The organism is Novosphingobium ginsenosidimutans (assembly GCF_007954425.1).
Lineage (GTDB): Bacteria > Pseudomonadota > Alphaproteobacteria > Sphingomonadales > Sphingomonadaceae > Novosphingobium > Novosphingobium ginsenosidimutans.
In genome coordinates this window covers 2735171-2755052 of the sequence record NZ_CP042345.1, presented here as the reverse complement: position 1 = coordinate 2755052, position 19882 = coordinate 2735171, and the positions used below count along the sequence as shown (strand labels likewise).

Annotated in this window: 17 protein-coding genes; 7 read left to right on the top strand and 10 right to left on the bottom strand. The window is 62.9% G+C overall.

What is annotated here, in order from left to right:
- Positions 1-40: 40 nt before the first annotated feature.
- Positions 41-835 carry a nucleoside triphosphate pyrophosphohydrolase gene (mazG, locus tag FRF71_RS13525; RefSeq protein WP_147091148.1) on the top strand — a complete coding sequence of 265 codons (795 nt, stop codon included), beginning with the start codon at positions 41-43 and terminating at the stop codon, positions 833-835.
- Here mazG and hflX read toward each other — a convergent pair.
- From hflX to dusB, 7 genes are all read right to left on the bottom strand, one after another.
- Positions 812-2140: a GTPase HflX gene (gene hflX, locus FRF71_RS13520; protein WP_147091667.1), complete on the bottom strand. Its 1329-nt coding sequence runs from the start codon at positions 2138-2140 to the stop codon at positions 812-814. The genes mazG and hflX overlap by 24 nt on opposite strands.
- The gene (gene hfq, locus FRF71_RS13515; RefSeq protein ID WP_147091147.1) at positions 2137-2712 is read right to left on the bottom strand and encodes an RNA chaperone Hfq; all 576 of its coding nucleotides are present in this window, start codon (positions 2710-2712) and stop codon (positions 2137-2139) included. The genes hflX and hfq overlap by 4 nt, the downstream gene beginning before the upstream one ends.
- Positions 2713-2842: 130 nt before the next feature.
- Positions 2843-4240: a nitrogen assimilation response regulator NtrX gene (gene ntrX / locus FRF71_RS13510; protein WP_147091146.1), complete on the bottom strand. Its 1398-nt coding sequence runs from the start codon at positions 4238-4240 to the stop codon at positions 2843-2845.
- A gap of 20 nt (positions 4241-4260) precedes the next feature.
- Positions 4261-6486: a sensor histidine kinase gene (locus FRF71_RS13505; RefSeq protein ID WP_147091145.1), complete on the bottom strand. Its 2226-nt coding sequence runs from the start codon at positions 6484-6486 to the stop codon at positions 4261-4263.
- Positions 6487-6531: 45 nt separating this feature from the next.
- On the bottom strand, positions 6532-7905 hold the full coding sequence (locus FRF71_RS13500; protein WP_238339567.1) for a sigma-54-dependent transcriptional regulator: 1374 nt from the start codon (positions 7903-7905) through the stop codon (positions 6532-6534).
- Positions 7906-7928: 23 nt separating this feature from the next.
- Positions 7929-9020, bottom strand: coding sequence for a two-component system sensor histidine kinase NtrB (locus FRF71_RS13495; protein ID WP_147091143.1), 1092 nt, complete (start codon positions 9018-9020; stop codon positions 7929-7931).
- A 2-nt stretch (positions 9021-9022) separates the two neighbouring features.
- Positions 9023-10036 (bottom strand): tRNA dihydrouridine synthase DusB, encoded by a 1014-nt coding sequence (dusB, locus tag FRF71_RS13490; protein ID WP_147091142.1) that lies wholly within the window; start codon positions 10034-10036, stop codon positions 9023-9025.
- A 75-nt stretch (positions 10037-10111) separates the two neighbouring features.
- Here dusB and FRF71_RS13485 point away from each other — a divergent pair, with 75 nt between their 5' ends.
- Genes FRF71_RS13485 through FRF71_RS13475 form a run of 3 tightly spaced genes read left to right on the top strand, consistent with a single transcriptional unit; the run spans position 10112 to position 12322 of the window.
- Positions 10112-11263 (top strand): bifunctional 2-C-methyl-D-erythritol 4-phosphate cytidylyltransferase/2-C-methyl-D-erythritol 2,4-cyclodiphosphate synthase, encoded by a 1152-nt coding sequence (locus FRF71_RS13485; RefSeq protein WP_147091141.1) that lies wholly within the window; start codon positions 10112-10114, stop codon positions 11261-11263.
- A gap of 15 nt (positions 11264-11278) precedes the next feature.
- Entirely contained in the window at positions 11279-11818 is a 540-nt protein-coding gene (locus tag FRF71_RS13480; protein ID WP_147091140.1) for a hypothetical protein, read from the top strand.
- Between the two features lie 3 nt (positions 11819-11821).
- Positions 11822-12322 (top strand): CinA family protein, encoded by a 501-nt coding sequence (locus FRF71_RS13475; protein WP_147091139.1) that lies wholly within the window; start codon positions 11822-11824, stop codon positions 12320-12322.
- On the opposite strand, the gene FRF71_RS13470 is transcribed toward FRF71_RS13475, so the two are convergent.
- Both FRF71_RS13470 and lipA read right to left on the bottom strand, forming a co-directional pair.
- Positions 12283-12744, bottom strand: coding sequence for a type II toxin-antitoxin system RatA family toxin (locus FRF71_RS13470; RefSeq protein WP_147091138.1), 462 nt, complete (start codon positions 12742-12744; stop codon positions 12283-12285). The genes FRF71_RS13475 and FRF71_RS13470 overlap by 40 nt on opposite strands.
- The gene (gene lipA / locus FRF71_RS13465) at positions 12744-13676 is read right to left on the bottom strand and encodes a lipoyl synthase (protein WP_147091137.1); all 933 of its coding nucleotides are present in this window, start codon (positions 13674-13676) and stop codon (positions 12744-12746) included. The genes FRF71_RS13470 and lipA overlap by 1 nt, the downstream gene beginning before the upstream one ends.
- A 166-nt stretch (positions 13677-13842) precedes the next feature.
- On the opposite strand from lipA, the gene FRF71_RS13460 reads away from it, so the two are divergent.
- Positions 13843-14484, top strand: coding sequence for a carbonic anhydrase (locus tag FRF71_RS13460; protein ID WP_147091136.1), 642 nt, complete (start codon positions 13843-13845; stop codon positions 14482-14484).
- Between the two features lie 57 nt (positions 14485-14541).
- On the opposite strand, the gene FRF71_RS13455 is transcribed toward FRF71_RS13460, so the two are convergent.
- Entirely contained in the window at positions 14542-15978 is a 1437-nt protein-coding gene (locus FRF71_RS13455) for a tetratricopeptide repeat protein (protein WP_147091135.1), read from the bottom strand.
- A gap of 276 nt (positions 15979-16254) precedes the next feature.
- On the opposite strand from FRF71_RS13455, the gene gyrA reads away from it, so the two are divergent.
- Complete coding sequence (gene gyrA, locus FRF71_RS13450) at positions 16255-18984, top strand: DNA gyrase subunit A (RefSeq protein WP_147091134.1); 2730 nt, start codon at positions 16255-16257, stop codon at positions 18982-18984.
- Complete coding sequence (locus tag FRF71_RS13445; RefSeq protein ID WP_147091133.1) at positions 18984-19826, top strand: TauD/TfdA dioxygenase family protein; 843 nt, start codon at positions 18984-18986, stop codon at positions 19824-19826. Before gyrA ends, FRF71_RS13445 begins: the two co-directional genes overlap by 1 nt.
- Positions 19827-19882 lie beyond the last annotated feature (56 nt).

The following is a 19882-nucleotide window of genomic DNA, read 5'->3' as shown; positions in this document are numbered from 1 at the left end:
TAATATATATTATCATCCTTATATATATTATCATCCTTATATGACTGAACCAGCCAAACCCTCCATCACCCGCCTCCTCGCCATTATGGCTCGCCTCCGCGATCCAGAGCGTGGCTGCGAGTGGGATCTGGCACAGACTTTTGCCACGATCGCGCCGTATACGCTCGAAGAAGCTTATGAGGTCGCCGACGCGATCGAACGCAATGATCTCCCCGCGCTAAAGGAAGAACTCGGCGACCTGTTGCTCCAGGTCGTGTTCCACGCCCGCATGGCGGAGGAAGCCGGCCATTTTGATTTTCACGCCGTGGCAGAAACGATCAGCGCCAAGATGGAGGCTCGCCATCCGCATATCTTCGGCGATGCCGATGATAAAGGCCAGTCGCGCGAAGAACGCTGGGAGCAACTGAAAGCAGAAGAGCGCGAAGCCAAGGGCGCAATCAGCGCACTGGATGGAGTCGCCCTGGCGCTGCCAGCCTTGCTCCGCGCCGAGAAGCTGCAAAAACGTGCTGCGCGGCAGGGGTTTGATTGGACTGATCTTGAAGGTCCGATGGAAAAGCTGCGCGAGGAAATGGGTGAACTCGCGGCAGCGAGAACAGCACAGGATCGCATCGAGGAGGCAGGTGACCTGCTCTTTGCCGCGGTCAACGTAGCCAGAGCCTATGGTGTCGCACCGGAAGACGCCTTGCGGGCTGCCAACGCCAAGTTCGAGCGCCGATACCGCGGCATGGAAGCTCTGGCCCGCGATCGCGGCGTTGATTTCGCCGCGCTGAGTATCGATCAGCAGGAAGCTTTGTGGCAGGACGTCAAGGCGTTAGAGCCGGACAAAGCGCCCTAGCTCGCGTGGTTCAAGACGCACGGTCAGCCGCCGCAATGGACCGCGATCGTCTTCCCCGCCATCTTCATCGGCCACCACTTCTCCATGCGCGTGCAGCCAGGCCAGTCGTTGGCCATCACCCACGGGCACCACAAATTCGTGCGGCCGCGCCCCAGAGGTGAGCAACTTCGCCACGGCTGTCAGGAGTTCCTCACACCCTTGGCCGGTCAGCGCGGACAGCGGAACGATGACTTCATCGGGATGTGCCGCAATCTGTTCGGAAAGCTCGCCAGCGCGATCGGGTGGGAGCAGATCCCACTTGTTCCATGCCTCGACAATCGGAACCCTTGGCGTTCCGCCCTCGCCTTCCACCAGCCCCAGTTCTTCCAGCACTTCAAGCACTTGGCGCTTTTGCGCAAGGCTGTCGGGATTGGCGATATCACGGACGTGGACGATCACGTCTGCAGCAGTAACTTCTTCCAATGTGGCCCGGAATGCTGCCACCAGTTGGGTTGGAAGATCAGAAATGAACCCGACCGTGTCGGAAAGAATTGCCTTGTCGACGCCGGGAAGCCGGATCCGCCGCATGGTCGGATCAAGTGTCGCGAAGAGCAGGTCCTCGGCCATCACCCCTGCCCCAGTCAACTGGTTGAATAGCGTGGACTTGCCCGCATTGGTATAGCCGACCAGTGCGATTACCGGCCACGGTGCCTTTTCGCGCCGGCTGCGATGCAGACCACGCGTGCGGCGAACCTGTTCAAGTTCGCGGCGCAGGCGGGCCATCCGGTCGCGGATCATGCGCCGGTCGGCCTCGATCTGAGTTTCGCCCGGACCGCCGAGAAAGCCGAAACCGCCGCGCTGCCGCTCAAGGTGAGTCCAGGACCGGACCAGTCGTCCAGCCTGATAATCAAGGTGCGCCAGTTCGACTTGGAGCCGCCCTTCAGCCGTCGCCGCGCGCTCACCGAAGATTTCCAGGATCAGGCCGGTCCGGTCGATCACCTTGCGCTTGAGCTTGTCTTCAAGATTGCGCTGCTGGATCGCAGTCAGGGCCCCATCGACAATCACCAGCTCGGCCTGCTCCATTTCGCAAGTGGCAGCGATGTTCTGGATCTGGCCGTCGCCAAACAGGGTGCCGGCGCGCGCTTCGCGAATCGGGACCAGCAGCGCATCGACCACGACGAGGCCGATCGCCAAGGCAAGACCCTTGGCTTCCTCAAGCCGCGCGTCCGGATCAGCGCTGCCACCACGGCTGCGAAATGTTGGGCAAACGATGACGGCCCGTGCGCCGCGGGCTACTTCTTCGCGATTGTCATCGAGAAAGCTCAGGCGTCGTCTTCCTCTTCGCCGTCCCACTCACCAGTCAGGTCAACGGGGGTGATCGGCTGGATTGTAGAAACCGCGTGCTTGTACGCCAGTTGCACATAGCCTTCGCGTTCCAGCAGCATGCAGAACAGGTCATAGGCGGCAACCCGGCCCTGCAACATCACGCCATTGACCAGGAACATGGTGACCTGGACTGCTTCCTTGCGCAGGCTGGAGAGAAACACATCCTGGAGCAGGCGAGTCTTCTTGCCCCCTTCTCCGGCGCTGCCAAACTGGCCAGCGTCGATCGGCTGACTGGGCATGATGGTTGAGACCGCGTGCTTGTAGACTAGCTGCGACTGGCCATCGCGGCGGAGCAGGATCGAAAAATTGTCAAACCAGGTGACGATGCCCTGCAGCTTAACGCCCTTCACCAGGAACATGGTGACAGGAATCTTGTTCTTGCGCAGCAGGTTGAGGAACTGGTCCTGCAGGTTTTGCCCCTTCCCTGCCACGATCGGAGCGGCAGTTGCTGCCTGGGCTTCGGGTTCTGCTTTGGCCGGGCGCGGACGGGCACTAAGGGTGCGAGAGGTCATTATGGTCTCCTTCGTTCTTGGCGGACACCTTGTTGGTGATCCGCAGTCTGGTTGCCCAAAGGCAACCGGCATTCAGTCTGGGAAGGTTATCCCGCCTTAGTATTTGCCGCAATGCACAATTCACCCAGAATCATTCGGCAATCTCGTCTTCGCATTCATCTTCGCGCCGATCGACCATGCCAAGCAGCTTGAGCTTGCGGTGCAAGGCCGAGCGTTCCATGCCGATAAATGCGGCAGTGCGAGAAATGTTCCCGGAGAAACGACGAATTTGCACGCGCAGATATTCGCGCTCGAAGTTCTCACGCGCCTCGCGCAGTGGCACTCCCATCAGCGCGGACAGACCGCTATCACCATTGATCCGCCCGCCCAGTAGTTCTCCTGGCAGCATGTCCGCTTCGATCCGCTCAAGCTTCTCGCGCGGGGTCAGGATAATCGTGCGTTCAACCAGGTTGCGAAGCTGGCGGACGTTGCCCGGCCATTCGTAGCTTTGCAGAGCGGCCATGGCCTCGCTGGTAACCTCGGGGGGCGATACGCCTTGATCGGCGGCAAAGCGGGCAAAGAAGTGATCGACCAATGCCGGGATGTCATCGCGTCGCTCGGCCAGCGAAGGGATCGTCACGGGCACGACATTCAGCCGGTAGAACAGATCCTCGCGGAACCGGCGCTCGGCGATCTCAACCTCAAGATCCCGCGCGGTCGAGGATACAACGCGGACATCGACGCGGATTTGGCGATTGCCACCCACGCGAACGAAGCTCTGTTCGGTCAGAACGCGCAAGATTCGCGCTTGGGTCGAAAGCGGCATGTCAGCCACTTCGTCGAGGTAGAGCGTGCCACCATCGGCCATTTCCAGCAGGCCGGCGCGGACCAGCTTGCCGCCCGATTCCTCGCCGAAAAGTTCCTGCTCGAATCGCTCGGGCGTAATGCGGGCGGAATTCACCGTCACGAATGCGTGATCGAAACGCTGGCTCCATGAATGCAGCAGCCGCGCCGCAACTTCCTTCCCAGCACCAGCAGGACCTGAGATCAACAGGCGGCTGCCGGTGTTCGCGACCCGCTTCAGCGTGGCGCGGACCTGATTGATCGCGCTGGAATTGCCAGTGAACTCGTCAGCCGTGACGAAGCCTTCGCGCAGACGGGCATTTTCCCTACGGAGGCGTTCGGTCTCGGTCGCGCGGGCGACCAGCAGCAGCAGGCGCTCTGCCTCGAACGGCTTTTCGATGAAATCCATCGCCCCGCGACCGATCGCAGAAACGGCAGTGTCGATATTGCCGTGGCCGGAAAAGATAATCACCGGCAGTTCCGGTTCACGCGCCTTGATCGCGTCGAGCACTTCAAGGCCGTCCATCGGGCTACCGTGGAGCCAGACATCGAGCAGGACCAGGCTTGGACGGCGCTGGTCAATCATTTCCAGCGCGGAGTTGCTGTCGCCGGCCGTACGGCATTCATAGCCCTCGTCGCTCAGCACACCCGCCACCAAGTCGCGGATATCGCGTTCATCATCGACGATCAGAATATCGAGTGCCATTTCCTGTCCTAATCCCGCGCTTATTCAGCTGCTTCATTGGCGCGGCCGCTGCCTAGCGGATCACGCGCAAATCGCATTGTTACGATGGTCCCCTGCCCGTCCGCCGGGCCAAAGGTCATGTCGCCGCCGTGTTCCTCGACGATCTTCTTCACGATCGCGAGGCCAAGGCCCGTGCCCTTCTCGCGTGTCGTAACGTAGGGCTCAATGATCCGCTCCCGATCCTGCGGCAGGCCGATGCCATTATCGGTAACGGTCGCGACAAGGTCTTCTTCATCCAGCGTCAGCGCCAGGCTGATCCGGCCGCGATAATCCGCCTCTGCCGTCTTCTGCCGCGCCTCCACCGCTTCGGTCGCGTTCTTGAGCACGTTGGTCATGGCCTGACCGAACTGGTGGCGGTCGCAGGCAATGATGCCGATGTTCTTATCGGCCGAGAAGTCGAAGTTAATTTCCGGTCGCGCAACTTCCTGCAGGAACAGCGCCTGCCGCGCCAGATCGACCGGATCCTCACCGCGGAACACCGGCTTGGGCAGGCGTGCGAACGAGGAGAACTCGTCGACCATTTTCCTGAGGTCGCCGACCTGGCGGATAATCGTACTGGTCAACTCGTCGAACAGGTCGACATCGGCCGTCACCAACTTGCGATAGCGCCGCTTGAGCCGCTCGGTCGCGAGCTGGATTGGGGTTAGCGGGTTCTTGATTTCGTGCGCGATCCGGCGCGCCACGTCCGACCAGGCCGCCTGCCGTTGATCGAGAAGCTGGCGGGTAATGTCCTCGAAGGTCACCACAAAGCCAGTCGGGCTGGCGCTGGCTTTGACTGCCAAGGTCAACAGTTCAGAGCCCTTGGCATATTGCACGATCCCGCTGTGCTTACCGCTTGCTATCAACTCGGCGATCGGCGGGACCAGCTCGGCCAGCGGCTCGCCAACCGGCGATTGCGCACCCGGCGCCAGCAGAAGCTTCATAGCCGCACCGTTGATCAGCCGGACCTCGCCGGTTGCCGTGGTTGAGACCACGCCGGCCGTGACCGAGTCCAGCACCGCCTCGATAAAGGCCCGGCGCTCATCTAGCTGCTGGTTGGCGCCGACCAGCGCCTGGGTCTGGCGCTCTAGCTGCTGAGTCATCCGATTGAAGGCGCGGTTGAGCAGGCCGATCTCATCGGCACCGGTTCTTCCCTCTACCCGCATCGAAAAGTTGCCTGCCCCCACCTCGCGTGCGGCGGCGACGAGATCGTAGAGCGGTTTCACCTGTCGGTCGGCAAAGCGGAGCGCAAACCAGACCGACAGGCCGACCAGCGCGAGGGAGGCGACGAACAGCGCAATGATCGACTGCAACTGCAATACCCGCGTGCGCTTGGTTAGCTCGGCATAGTCCCGCACGATGCTTTGCGCGCGCTGACCTTGCGACAGGCTCAGCAAGTCGGACTTGCGGGCCGTGTAGAGGTAGATGCCGGACCGGCGGTCGATCGGCGTCAGGGCCTCGATCCGGTCCGGCTTGGTATCGACAACGATGTCAGCGCCGCTATCGAGTTGGCGGACCACGTCGACTGAAACTTGCTCGTTGAGAGGGTTCTCACCGCGTGCAAAGGCAGCCCGGCTTAGCGAGCCATCGGCCAGCTTTTGCAGTATGGTCGATTCGTTGATGTTCCGGTTGGTGATCTGGAACTGGTAGTAGCTGATGAATTCCGGGCTGACCGGGCTCTGCTTGCTGAGGAAATCCCGCAAGTCGGCGGCCATGGCGAGCGACGAATACTTCATGTCGTTCTCGGTCTGCTCGTAGAAGCCAAGCGCCAGCTTGTTCGAGTTTTCCAGCAGGCCGCGCGACTTGTCGGAGAACCAGAATTCAACAGCCGACTGGAAAAGGAACGAGGCGAAGATCGCCACCAGCAGGGTGGGGATGGCCGAGATCAGCGAGAACAGGAACACCAGGCGGACGTGAAGCTGGCCGGACCCGCCTGCCACTTCGCGCGCACGCTGGAGCGCGAGCCGGCGCCCAAGCAGGACCAGGATACCCAGTGCCGGAATCAGCGTGCCGACCAGCAGAGTTGCCGTCAGGTCGGTTGGCAGCAACTGGTCACTCTTGGCCTGGGCGCTGATCACGAACCAGGTGATTCCGGTCATGATCAGGAAGCTCAAGACCGCAGCAATCTCCATCACCGCGAAGAAGTTCGCCCGCCGCGCAGCAACCTGGAAACGCCGCCACCAGCGGGGCCAGCCGCTATTGCGCGGAGAAGGGGCGCCAGGCGTCATCGTTGCGCGGTTACAACACCCCTGTTGCCAAAAAGCAAGAGTGACTTAGCGAGCTAGCTCACCCGGAGCGATGCCGAGCTCACTCAGCCGCTTGCGCAGCGTGTTGCGGTTGATCCCTAACACTTGTGCTGCACGCAGCTGATTGCCCTGCGTTTGCCGCAACACGGCCTCGAACAGTGGCCGCTCAAAGGCTGCCAGCGCGGCGTCATAGACCGTTCCTGGCGATGGACTGTTGATTCCCAGCCAAGCCCTTACCGATGCATCAAGGTCATCAGTATTGGCAGCCTCCCCTCGGGGTACTTCAGCGAGAACTGGACCTAGGCTCGCCGCATCGATCACATCCTCGCGCGACAAAAGCGCGAGCCGGTAGATGAAATTCCGCAGCTCTCGCACGTTCCCGCGCCAGGGCTGGCGCGAAAGCAGTGCCGAGGCGTCTTCTGACAGCTGGCGACGCGGAAGCCCTTCCTGTGCTGCCATGGCGAGGAAGTGGCGGGCCAGGGCCGGAATATCATCCGCCCGCTCGCGAAGCGGCGGAAGCGTGATCGGCACGACGTTCAGGCGGTAGTACAGGTCTTCGCGAAATGTGCCGGCGGCGATCATCGGCTGCAGATCGCGGTTGGTAGCGGCGACAATCCGCACATCGACCTTGATCTCATCGCGCCCACCGACCCGGCGCACTGAACCGGACTGCAAAGCGCGCAGCAGGCGGGTCTGCGCCTGCATCGGCATGTCGCCAATTTCATCAAGGAAGAGCGTGCCGCCATTGGCCTGCTCAAACTTGCCGACATGCCGCGCGACGGCGCCGGTGAAGGCGCCCTTCTCGTGCCCGAACAGTTCGCTTTCGATCAATTCGCCGGGAATCGCCGCAGTATTGACCGCGACAAATGGCCCATTGCGCCGCTGGCCAAGCTGATGGATTGCCTCCGCCACCAATTCCTTGCCGGTCCCGCTTTCCCCCAGGACCAAGACGGTGAGATCGTTCCGCAGAACACGGGTGATCATCCGGAACACCGCCTGCATCGGCGCGCTGCGGCCGACCAGCGGGAGGCTGGCTGGAGCCCCCTCCCCTTCCAGTTCGGCCTTAACGGTGTTGCTGCCGACAGCTTGGCGGACGGTCCGCGCCAGCTCGTCAATGTCGAACGGTTTGGGGAAATACTCGAAAGCCCCGGTGTCAGTTGCGCGGACGGCCGTATCGAGGGTGTTCTGGGCCGAGAGAATAATGATCGGCAGACCGGGATCGGCAGCGCGGACGCGGTCAATCGTGGCGATCCCGTCTCCATCGGTCAGCATGACATCGGTCACTAAGGCCGAGAAGCGGCGCTCCGCCAGCAATCGGTCGCGCTCGACGATCGAATCGCAGCGCACCACCTCGAAACCTTCGGCTTCGAGCGCGGCGGTTATAACGATGGCGATGGACATGTCGTCCTCGACCAACAGCACGCTCACGCCACCTGCTCCCGTGCCCTGCTTGCATCTGGTGCGATTGACTTGGGTGCAACCTGCAAGTGAACGCGGAAGTGCGTCATCCCAGTGGCCTGCTCGCGATCATGGCTGATCCGTCCGTTCATATCGCGGACCATGCGGCGGACCAGTGCCAGACCCAGGCCCTGCCCGCTTTTCTTGGTGGTGACGAAGGGCTCAAACAGGTGATCGGCCATGGCCGGATCGACGCCGGGGCCGTTGTCGCTTACCCGCAGCTCGATTGGCAAACGGACCGGCGCGCCCTCATGCGTGCGATGCAACTGCAGCCCGCTGGCAAAGCGGGTTCGCACGGCAATCCGCGGCTCCGCAGATCCGGCGCAGGCCTCCGCAGCATTCGCGATGAGGTTGATCAGCACCTGAACCAAGGCATCGGCATTCGCCAGCACAGGCGGGAGCGAAGGGTCGAACTCTTCGATTACCAGCGGCGATTTGCCGCTCGCCTCGATCACAGCGCGGGCGCGCCGGACGGCTTCATGCAGGTTGCACGCTCCGAGTTCCGGCGGGGTGCGCCGCGATAGTGACTGCATCTGGTCGATCAGCTTGGCAATGCGATCAACCTCATCTGCGATCAGGCCAGTGAGGGCAAGATCGCCGTCCTGCAACTTGCGCCCCAACAACTGCGCCGCGCCGCGAATTCCGGCCAGCGGGTTCTTGATCTCGTGCGCCAGGATTTCCGGGGCACGCAGGACCGTGTCCTCACCGCCTTCGCCGCGCAGCGCTTCTGCTCCGGCGGAGTCCTGCAGCGTCAATATCTGCCAGCCGGGCTGATCCAAAACCGGAGCAGTTGTCACATCAAGGCGGCGCTGCCCCTGTCCTGGCACCAGAACCGGCGTTGCCCGTGCTGAGATCTGGGCATCGACTTCAGCCATCCGCTCAGCCAGTCGCGGCTCATCAAACAGGATCACTTCGCCCAGGGCCCGCCCCACCAGGCGCCGTGCGCTTTGGCCCAGGAACTGTTCCGCTGCCGGGTTTACGGTCGAGATGCGTTGCCCCGGCGCAAGGAGGACCACAGCCAGTGGCAGCGAAGCCAGCTGACGCGCCGGATCGACCATGGTCAGGCCGCCAACCGCGAGATGAATGGCGCGTAAAACTCACGCAGATTGCGCATCACCGCGTCGGCATCGTCGACGAAGTTGATCATGTTGCGGAACTCGGCCGAACCGTGCAGGCCCTTGGTGTACCAACCCAGGTGCTTGCGGGCCATCTTGACCCCGGTATCCCTGCCATAATGGCTGAGCATCGCCTCATAATGCTCTAAAATAACTGATAACTGCTCATTGATCGAAGGATCTGGAACCTGCACCCCATGGCGCAGCCAGTGCATGACCTGGCCCAGCAGCCACGGCTTGCCATAGGCACCACGGCCGATCATCACGCCGTCCGCACCGGACAGCTTGAGCGCGCGGGCCGCGTCCTCGATCCCGCAGATGTCGCCATTGACGATCACCGGGATCGAGACGGCGTCCTTGACCTGGCGGACGAAGGCCCAATCGGCCTCGCCCTTGTACATCTGGTTACGGGTACGGCCGTGGACAGTGACCATTTTGGCGCCAAGGTCCTCAGCAATCTTCGCGAGTTCCGGTGCGTTCAGGCTATCATGGCACCAGCCCATCCGCATTTTGACGGTGACAGGAACCGAGACAGCCTTGACCGTCGCTTCGATCAACTTGGCCGCCAGCGGCACGTCGCGCATCAAAGCCGAGCCGGCATCGCCATTGACGACCTTGCGGACCGGGCAGCCCATGTTGATGTCGATGATCGCCGCGCCGCGGTCCTCGACCAGCTTTGCGGCCTCGCCCATCTGCACCGGATCGCAACCAACCAGCTGCATCGAGACCGGCTCTTCGATCTGGTCCCACATTGCCTTCTGCACCGAAACCCGCGTTTCGCGAATGGCGGCCGGGCTGGCGATCATTTCGGTGACATTGAGGCCCGAACCATAGCGCCGCACCATCCGACGGAACGGCAGATCGGTCACGCCGGTCATCGGCGCCAGGATTACCGGGCAATCGATGCGCTGCGGACCGACCTGGATCGGGTCTAGCGAGGGAGGAACGGGAAGGGACATTGTGATCTGCCTAAAATTTGGGCAGCACATAGGGAATTGCCGGAAACACGGCAAGTCTTTACCGGCGCGCAAGCGATGAGCAGTTCTGACGCCCCCCCCTCTAGCATTGCCGCCGTGATTGTCGCGGCCGGCCAAGGCCTGCGCGCCGGCCAGCCGCTGCCCAAGCAGTTCGCCCGCTGGCGCGGCAAGCCGGTGGTCCGCCATTCCGCTGAGGCATTTGCTAAAGCAGGTGTGGCGGCGATCGTTGTTGCGATCCCAGAGGGCGCCGAAGCCATTGCGGCGGAGCGTCTTGCCGGTATTCCCGGGATCCAGCTTATCGTCGGCGGGGCAACCCGCCAGAATTCAGTGCGGCTAGGGTTGGAGGCACTTGCGGCTCAGGCGCCCGACATCGTGTTGATCCACGATGCAGCGCGCCCGATCCTGCCAGGTGCAGTGATTGAGCGGCTGGTTGGTGCCCTGGCCGTTCAGCCGGGGGCCATCCCGGTCCTGCCAGTGGTTGACAGCCTGACCGAAGCCGAAGGGGAACTGATGGGCAACCCGGCCCGCCGCGAGACGCTGCGCCGAGTCCAGACCCCGCAGGCATTTCGGTATCGGGACATTCTGGCGGCCCATCGGGCTTGGCCCGGCGCGGCAGAAGCGGGTGACGATGCGCAGGTGGCGCGCGCTGCGGGTTTGACCGTGGCGCTGGTCGAAGGAGACGAACGCTTGCACAAGCTGACTTTTGCCAGCGACTTTGCCGCCGAACTGCCGCCCATGCGGGTCGGCACTGGCTATGATGTCCACCGTCTGGCCGCAGGCGAAGACCTGTGGCTTTGCGGGATCAAGATCGATCATACGCACGGCCTGGCGGGACACAGCGACGCGGACGTTGCGATCCATGCCCTGGTCGATGCCATCCTGGGAGCGATTGGCCAAGGTGACATTGGTAGCCATTTCCCGCCCAGCGACCCGCAGTGGAAGGGCGCCGCATCGGACCGCTTCCTGGCCCATGCCGCCAAGCTGGCAAGCACTGCCGGCTATCGTATTGGCAATATTGACCTGACGATCATTTGCGAGGCGCCCAAGATCGGCCCCCACCGCGAGGCGATGCGGGTACGGTTGGCCGAAATCCTTGCTACCGGGATCGAGGCAATCAGCGTAAAGGCCACCACAACCGAGCGGCTTGGCTTTACTGGCCGAGCCGAAGGGATCGCTGCGCAGGCGGTCGCAACCCTGCTGCGCGATTGATTGGAGAAGTTTGAGATGCGTGTCCTCAACCGGACTATCGCCATTGCGGCGGCCTTGGCCTTGCCTGCCCCTGCCCTGGCCCAGGCAGCGGGAGTTCCCTGCCTGACCGCGCAGGAATTCACGGCTGTCTCAACTTTTGCCTTGCCGGGCGTGATCCGCGGCGCGGCGCAACGTTGCACGCCGGTCCTGCCCAGCGATGCGTTCCTGCGCAGCCAGTCCGAAAACCTGGCCAAACGCTATTCGGCGGGCCGCGACCGGTCCTGGCCGCAGGCGAAGGCCGCCTTCTTCAAGATCGGCGGGGGCATGGACCCGCAGGCCGCCAGCCTGCTCAAGGCCATGCCGGACGAGAACCTGAAGCCTTTCGTCGAGGGTGCAGTTACCACCATGGTCGGTCAGCAATTGCCGACCGACCGCTGCTCGGCAGTCGACCGCCTGGTCATGCTGCTTTCCCCGCTGCCAGCGGAAAGCACGGCCGAAGTGATCGGCCTTGCCGCCGGTCTCGGTGCCCGATCCGGGCAGGCCCGCGTCGGCAAGTTCACGATCTGCAAGGCCTGAGCGATGGATCACCTGCTTCCCGCCGACATCACCGAACTCGCCGCGCGCGTGATTGAAAGCAACATTGCCGCCGGCCGGACCGTGGCCCTGGCCGAAAGCTGCACCGGCGGACTGGTCGCAGCCGCCTTGACCGAGATCGCCGGCTCCTCCGCCGTGCTTGATCGCGGCTTCGTGACCTATTCGAATGAAGCCAAGCAGGAGCTGCTCGGCGTCAATCCCGACATCATCGATACCTTTGGCGCCGTCTCAATCGCCTGTGCCTGGGCCATGGCCCAAGGCGCACTCAAGCGCAGCGGCGCGGATGTTGCCGTGGCGATCAGCGGGATTGCCGGACCGGGTGGCGGGTCGCCGCAGAAACCCGTTGGCACGGTGGTTTTCGCGCGGGCAATTCGCGGGCAAGATGAAGAGGAAGCGCTGGCCGAAGAGCGGCTGCTCGATGGCTCAAGCCGTTCTACGGTGCGCCATCAGGCGGCGCTGGTCGCGCTGGAATTGCTGCTGCCGTAAAGCGCCTCGGCCCGCGTCTCAAAGGCGCCGACCATCTTGCGGAAGGCCCGGTCGAAATACTGGCCGGCCAACCGTTCGAACATGGCGTTGCGGAATGTGAAGTTGACCATGAACTCAACCTCGCAGCCGCCGTCTTCGGCGGGCCGGAACTGCCAGACGTTGTCGAGATCGCGCATAGGCCCGTCGATGTAGATTACCTCTATCCGCTCCGGCCGCTGCTTGAGCACCCGCGAGGTGAACTTCTCACGCAGTGCATTGAAGCCGACCAGCATGTCAGCGATCATTTCGGTTTCGCTGTCCGAGCGGACCCGCGTTGCGACGACCCAGGGCAAGAACTCGCCATAGCGAGCGACATCGGCAACGAGGTCGTACATCTGCTCGGCGCTGTAGGGCAGCCGGCGGACTTCGTGGATCCCCGGCATCAGCCGCGCGCAGCGGCCTTGGCCAGCTGCGCCTCACGCGTAGCCCGCATTGCCTTGAAATCATCGCCCGCGTGATAGCTTGAGCGGGTCAGCGGGCTAGAAGCGACCTGCAGAAAACCTTTGGCCCGGGCGATCGCGCCATAGGCATCGAAGGCTTGCGGCGTGACGAAATCGATCACCTTGGCGTGCTTCGGCGTGGGCTGAAGGTATTGCCCCATGGTCAGGAAATCGATCCCGGCACTGCGCATGTCATCCATCACCTGGTGCACTTCAAGCCGCTCCTCACCCAAGCCAAGCATGATGCCGCTCTTGGTGAAGATCAGCGGATTATGACGCTTCACTTCCTCGAGCAGGCGAAGCGAGGCGTAATAGCGCGCGCCGGGGCGGATCGTCGGGTAGAGCCGCGGCACGGTTTCCAGGTTGTGGTTGTAGACGTCTGGTCCGGCGGCGACGATTGCCTCGACCGCCGCATGCATTTTGCCCCGGAAATCAGGGGTCAGGATCTCAATCGTGGTTTGCGGCGTGTTGCGGCGCAGGGCTTCGATCACCTTGACGAACTGCCCGGCCCCGCCGTCCGGCAGGTCGTCACGATCAACCGAGGTGATGACGATGTGCTCCAGCCCCATCTTGGCAGCGGCGGTGGCGACGTGTTCCGGCTCCAGCGGGTCGACCGCGCGGGGCATCCCGGTCTTGACGTTGCAGAACGCACAAGCGCGGGTGCAGACATCGCCCAATATCATCACAGTGGCGTGCTTTTTGGTCCAGCACTCGCCAATATTGGGGCACGCAGCCTCTTCACAGACCGTGTTCAGGTTGAGATCACGCATCAGCTGGCGCGTTTCGCCATAGCCCTTGCTGGTTGGTGCCTTGACCCGGATCCAGTCCGGTTTGCGTTGCCGTTCGGGCTTGGGTGAGCTGGCCATGTCGTTCATGCCCTGCCCTCTAGTCGCCTTGCCAGCACTTGCCAATGGCGCTAGCGCTCTCGCTCATGGAAGTATCTGCATTTGCCCCGTTCGCTTCGCCGGTCTTTCTGTTCTTCTTGCTCGGCCTGCTGCTGACCATGTGGGATGTCGAAGTAATCCGGGGGGAACGCTTCTAATGCCAGAATTTGCCACCCTGCTTGAAGGCTATCGTCGGTTCCGGACCGGTGCCTATCGCGAGCAGAAGGAACGCTATGACCGGCTGGCCGAGGAAGGCCAGTCACCCAAGCTGCTGGTGATCGCCTGTTCCGACAGCCGTGTCGATCCCGCCCAGGTCTTCGATGTTGATCCAGGCGAAATCTTCGTTGTGCGCAATGTCGCGGCGCTTGTGCCGCCGTTCGAGACCGCACCAGGCCTGCACGGCGTTTCCGCTGCGCTCGAGTTCGCCATCCAGAAGCTGCAGGTAAAGCAGGTGGTCGTCATGGGCCACGGCATGTGTGGTGGCTGCAAGGCAGCTTTGACGCGCGAGTTGCAAGGTGCGCCGCGCGGCGAAGGCGGCTTCGTGGCTGACTGGATCGGGCTGCTGGATGGAGCCCGCCACATGGTATCGCTGCGCCACGGGACCGAAGGTCCGGAAGCCGAACGCGCAATGGAAATGGCAGGGGTGAAGGTCAGCCTGTCAAACTTGCGCACATTCCCACAAGTTCTTGCCAAGGAACGCGAAGGCTCGCTCAAGCTGCGCGGCGTGTTTTTCGCGATCAGTGATGGCGTGCTGCATGTGCTGGATGAAGCGACGGGCGAGTTTTACGCCGCTGACTGAGCGCAAATGAAAAGGGCGGCAGTTGCCCGCCGCCCCTTCCGATCGACATAGACCTGATCAGACCGCCGGAACGACCTTGCCCTTGGCAAGCAGGGTCCAGAGCTGGGCAATGCCCTTGCGCGGACCATCAACCTTGGCAAGGGCCGCTTCGGCCTCAGCCATTTTGCCCTGCTTCACCAGGGCGATGCCCAGGCGCAGGTTGGCGCCGGCCAGGTCAACGCCCGGTTTGCCCAGCGCAATCTGGTACAGTTCCGCCGCCTTGGCATCCTGATCATAGCTTAGCAGGGTATCGGCACCGATCAGTACGGTCTTCGCCGTCGCCGCAGGCGCGCGGGCATCGCGCTCAAGCCCGGCGAGCGAGGCCTTGTCAGCTGCCAAGCGACGGTTTGCTTCGGCCAACGCATCGCGCACGAACGGATCGGTCGCCTGCAGGGCAGTCGCCTTGATCCCCTGGTTGGCGATCTTGATCACCTCGCCCGGATAAAGCACGCCAACCTTGCCAACGGCGGACTGCAGATACTCGATGTATTCGCGCTGCACCGACTGGGTGCTGGTGTTCAGCGCGCCCGCCTTGTCGAGCGCACGCGAGATATCAAGCGACTCGTTCGGGCCAAAATTGGCGCGTTCGCGCAGGATCTGACCGGCGGCCACCCAGCCCAGCTGCGTCGGGTAGAATTCAACCCGGCGGATCGCCCAGTCGGCGGCATCCGGGTTCTTGCTCTGATAGGAAATCACCACGGCCCGCTCGATCACGTCGGCGGCGGGGGTCTGGCCCGCAGCCACTGCGCTGTCCACGATGGTCTTGATCGTCGCAAGCGCGTCGGCCGGACGGCCGGCCGAATTTTGCGCTTCAGCCAGCAGGCCTTGAACATCGGCACCATTGTTGCCAGCGGCAATCGCTGACTTCAGCGAAGTCTCGGCAGCAGCAAAGTCCTTCATGTCAAAGGCAAAACCTGCAGCGTAATAGTGGTACTTGCCCAGTTCGGTCGCGGGCACGTTGCCGCTATCGATCATCGCCACAAGGCCACGGCGCTGCATCGGCTTGTCGACGGCAAGGCCGCCGTAGGTGAAGGCCAGCTGGCCAGCAAAGAACTTGTCCGCTTCGTTGCCGGTCTTGGTGAACAGCTCGTCAGTCTTGGCCTTCTCAGCCGTCAGCAGGCCGGCAAGAGCCGCGACTGCAGCGTCGTACTGACCGCGGGCGGCTTCCTGGGCCGTACGGCCACGGGCCGAACGATAGGCACGCTCGGTCTCGGTTACCTTAGTCTTCGCGGCAATTACGTCCGGGCGCTTGGCGGCAGCATCCAGCATGGTCTTCAGTTCGGTGTAGACCGGCACAAAGGTTTTGGTCGGCTGCGGGCCCTTGGCGGCGGCGCCCTTCTTGTCATCCTTCTTCTGGGCTTCAGCCGGACTTGCAATCAGGCCTAGGGCACCGATCGAGGCCAGCGCCAGTGCAAGGGCATAGGCCGGACGGGTCAGAAACTGGGTGCGACGCATTGTTCACTTCACTCCTCGTACCGCCCCGGCGGCGAGCCCGGGCGCAACTTCCATCTGGCCTGCTACTGACGCCAAAACGCCAATTTGGCAACAGTTGGGGCGAACTATCGCGCTCGCACTGAACGCGTGTTGAATGCACTTCGTCGCCTTCGTTCAGGAATACTGCCGCGGGTGTGGAAAAACTGCGTTCGAGTGCCCCTTAAGGTGGCCTTTCGGACAGGCTTGTCCTAGGCGCTTGGGCGAGACTTTCCCGCCAACAACCGGCCGATATTCCGCGTGAGCGATAACACAGACATACCCGAATTCGAAGGCAGCGAACCCACCGGACCGGAGGGCGATTTCCAGCGCGTCGACATCGTCGATGAAATGAAGGCCAGCTACCTCGATTACGCGATGAGCGTGATCGTCAGCCGCGCCCTGCCGGACGTGCGCGATGGTCTTAAGCCAGTTCACCGCCGCATCCTGTTTGCCAGCCAGGAAGGCGGCTTTGTCGCCGGCCGGCCTTACCGCAAGAGCGCCAAGATTGTCGGCGACGTGATGGGCAACTATCACCCGCATGGTGACAGCGCGATCTATGACGCGCTGGCACGCATGACCCAGGACTGGTCGATGCGCCTGCCGCTGATCGATGGCCAGGGCAACTTCGGCTCGATGGACCCCGATCCGCCGGCCTCGATGCGCTACACCGAAGCGCGCCTGGCCCGCGTCGCCAACTCGCTGCTCGACGATCTCGACAAGGATACGGTCGATTTCGCCGACAACTATGACGGGTCTCGCCAGGAACCGACCGTCCTTCCCGCCCGCTTCCCCAACCTGCTGGTTAACGGCGCCGGCGGTATCGCGGTCGGTATGGCCACCAACATTCCGCCGCACAATCTGGGCGAAGTGATCGACGGCTGCCTGGCCTATATCGAGAACCCGGCGATCACCTCCGAAGAGCTGATCGAGTACATTCCCGGGCCGGATTTCCCCACTGCCCCGCTTATCCTGGGCACGGCCGGCGCGCGCAAGGCCTATACCGAAGGCCGCGGCTCAATCATCATGCGGGCGCGGCACGAGATCGAGGAAGGACGCGGCGACCGGCGCTCGATCGTGCTGACCTCGATCCCCTACCAGGTCGGCAAGAACGGTCTGGTCGAAAAGATCGCCGAGGCGGCAAAGGACAAGCGGATCGAAGGCATCTCGGACATCCGCGACGAATCGAGTCGCCTGGGCGTGCGGGTCGTGATCGACCTCAAGCGCGATGCGACGCCGGAAGTCGTGCTCAACCAGCTGTGGCGCAACACGCCCGCGCAAAGTTCGTTCCCGGCCAACATGCTGGCGATCCGCGGTGGCCGCCCCGAAGTGCTGATGCTGCGCGACATCATCAGCAGCTTCATCACCTTCCGCGAGGAGGTGATCACCCGTCGCACCAAGTTTGAACTGAACAAGGCGCGTGACCGGGCCCATATCTTGCTCGGTCTGGTCGTAGCCGTCACCAATCTGGACGAAGTGGTTCGGATCATTCGCGGCTCGCCCAATCCGGCGGCGGCGCGCGAAGCCCTGCTGACCCGCGAATGGCCGATCGGTGAGATCGCACCTTACATCAAGCTGGTCGAAGCGATCGAGCCGAGTGCCGAGCAGGAAGGCGGCACTTACCGCCTGTCCGAAGTGCAGGTGAAGGCAATCCTCGACCTGCGCCTGCATCGCCTAACTGCGCTGGGTCGTGACGAGATCGGTGATGAGCTCAAGGAACTGTCGATCGCGATCGAGGAATACCTCTCGATCCTGGGTGACCGCGCGAAGCTCTATGGCGTCCTCAAGGGCGAATTGGTGCAGATCCGCGATACCTATGCCACGCCGCGTGTGTCCGAAATCACCGCGGCTGCCGACGGCATCGAGGACGAGGACCTGATCGAGCGCGACGAGATGGTCGTGACCGTGACGATGGACGGTTACATCAAGCGCACCCCGCTTTCGACCTTCCGCGCCCAGAACCGCGGCGGCAAGGGCCGCGCGGGGATGTCGACCAAGGAAGAAGATGTCGTCACGAACATGTTCGTGACCAGCACACACAACCCGGTGCTGTTCTTCTCAACCGCCGGCAAGGTTTACCGTCTGAAAGTCTGGCGCCTGCCTGAAGGCGGCCCGGCCACCAAGGGACGCCCGATCGTCAACCTGCTGCCGGCACTCGACAAGGACGAAACGATCCAGACCGTGCTGCCGCTGCCGGAAGACGAGGCGGAATGGGCAAAGCTCTCGGTCGTCTTCGCAACAGCCAAGGGCAATGTGCGCCGTAATTCGATGGACGCCTTTGCCAACATCCCGTCCAACGGCAAGTTCGCGATGCGGTTTGACGAAGGCTCGGACGATCGCCTGATCGGCGTCGCCCTGCTCGAGCCCAGCGACGACGTCTTGCTCGCCAGCCGCCAGGGCAAGGCAATCCGATTCGCCGGCGATGAGGTGCGTGAATTCACCAGTCGGACCTCCACCGGCGTGCGCGGTATGCTGCTCAAAGGTGACGACGAGGTGATCAGCCTCTCGATCCTCCACCGCGTCGGCACGACCAGCGAGGAGCGCGAGGAATACGTCAAGTTCGCGCCGTGGAAGGGCGAGAAGGAAGGCGAACCGTCGCTTTCTGCTGACCGCTATGCCGAAATGCAGGCGCGTGAGCAGTTCATTCTGACCGTCTGCGCCAATGGCTATGGCAAGCTCAGCTCGGCCTACGAGTATCGCCGCACCGGCCGCGGCGGCCAGGGGATCACCAATATCGACAACATCGGCCGCAATGGCCCGGTGGTGGCGAGCTTCCCGGCCAGCCAGGCTGACCAGCTTATGCTGGTGACCGACCAGGCCAAGCTGATCCGCCTGCCGCTCGAGAGCCTGCGCGTGATCGGGCGCGGTTCGGCCGGTGTCCGCCTGTTCAACGTGGCCGACCAGGAGCACGTCGTCTCGGCCGTGCGTCTGGCCGACGACGGCGAGGAAGGTGGCGAGGTAGCGCCGGTCGACGGGGATACGGTGCACTGATGGGCCTGCAGGCCGAACCCTCAGGCGGGGCGTGCGGGGCACGCATCACCGGGGTCGACCTGAAGGCGCCGCTCGATAGTGCCACGGTCTCAGCAATCCGGGCGGCCTGGCTCGAACATCACGTCCTGGCCTTCCCGGACCAGTTCCTGAACGACGACGAGCTTGAGCGGTTCACGCTCTACTTTGGCGGGTTTGGCGAGGATCCCTTCTTTGCACCAATTCCCGGTCGGCAGCACATCGCTGCCGTTCGGCGCGAAGCGGATGAGCAATCGCCGCTGTTTGCAGAAAACTGGCACGCCGACTGGTCTTTCCAGGCCCGCCCGCCTTCGGGCACCTGCCTTAACGCGGTCGATATTCCGCCGGTCGGCGGCGACACGCTGTTCGCCAATCAGCATATGGCCTGGGAAGCCCTGCCCGATGCCCGCAAGGCCGAGATTGGCGATTTGATCGCAATTCACTCGGCTCGGATGCCATATGCCCCTGACGGTACCTATGGCTCGCGCGACAAGGGGCGCTCGATGGATATCCGGCCATCCGAAGCCGCCTTTGCAACCCAGACCCATCCCTTGATCCCGATGCACCCTGAAACGGGCCGACGCGGTTTCTATTCAACGCTTGGCTACATCATCGGAATCGACGGGATGGATCAGGCTGAGGCGATGCCCTTGCTGCTGGAACTGGCGCAGTGGCAGGGGCAGGAACAGTTCACCTATGCCCAGAAGTGGGAACCGGGCATGCTGGTCATGTGGGACAACCGCTCGGTCCTGCACAAGGCCACGGGCGGCTACGAGGGCTATCGGCGCGAGCTTCACCGGACGACCATCGCCGCCTGGCAAGGCTAACTCGCACCGGCTTCACAAGCCGTCGTCAGCGCGCCACAAGCAAATCAACCGACTCG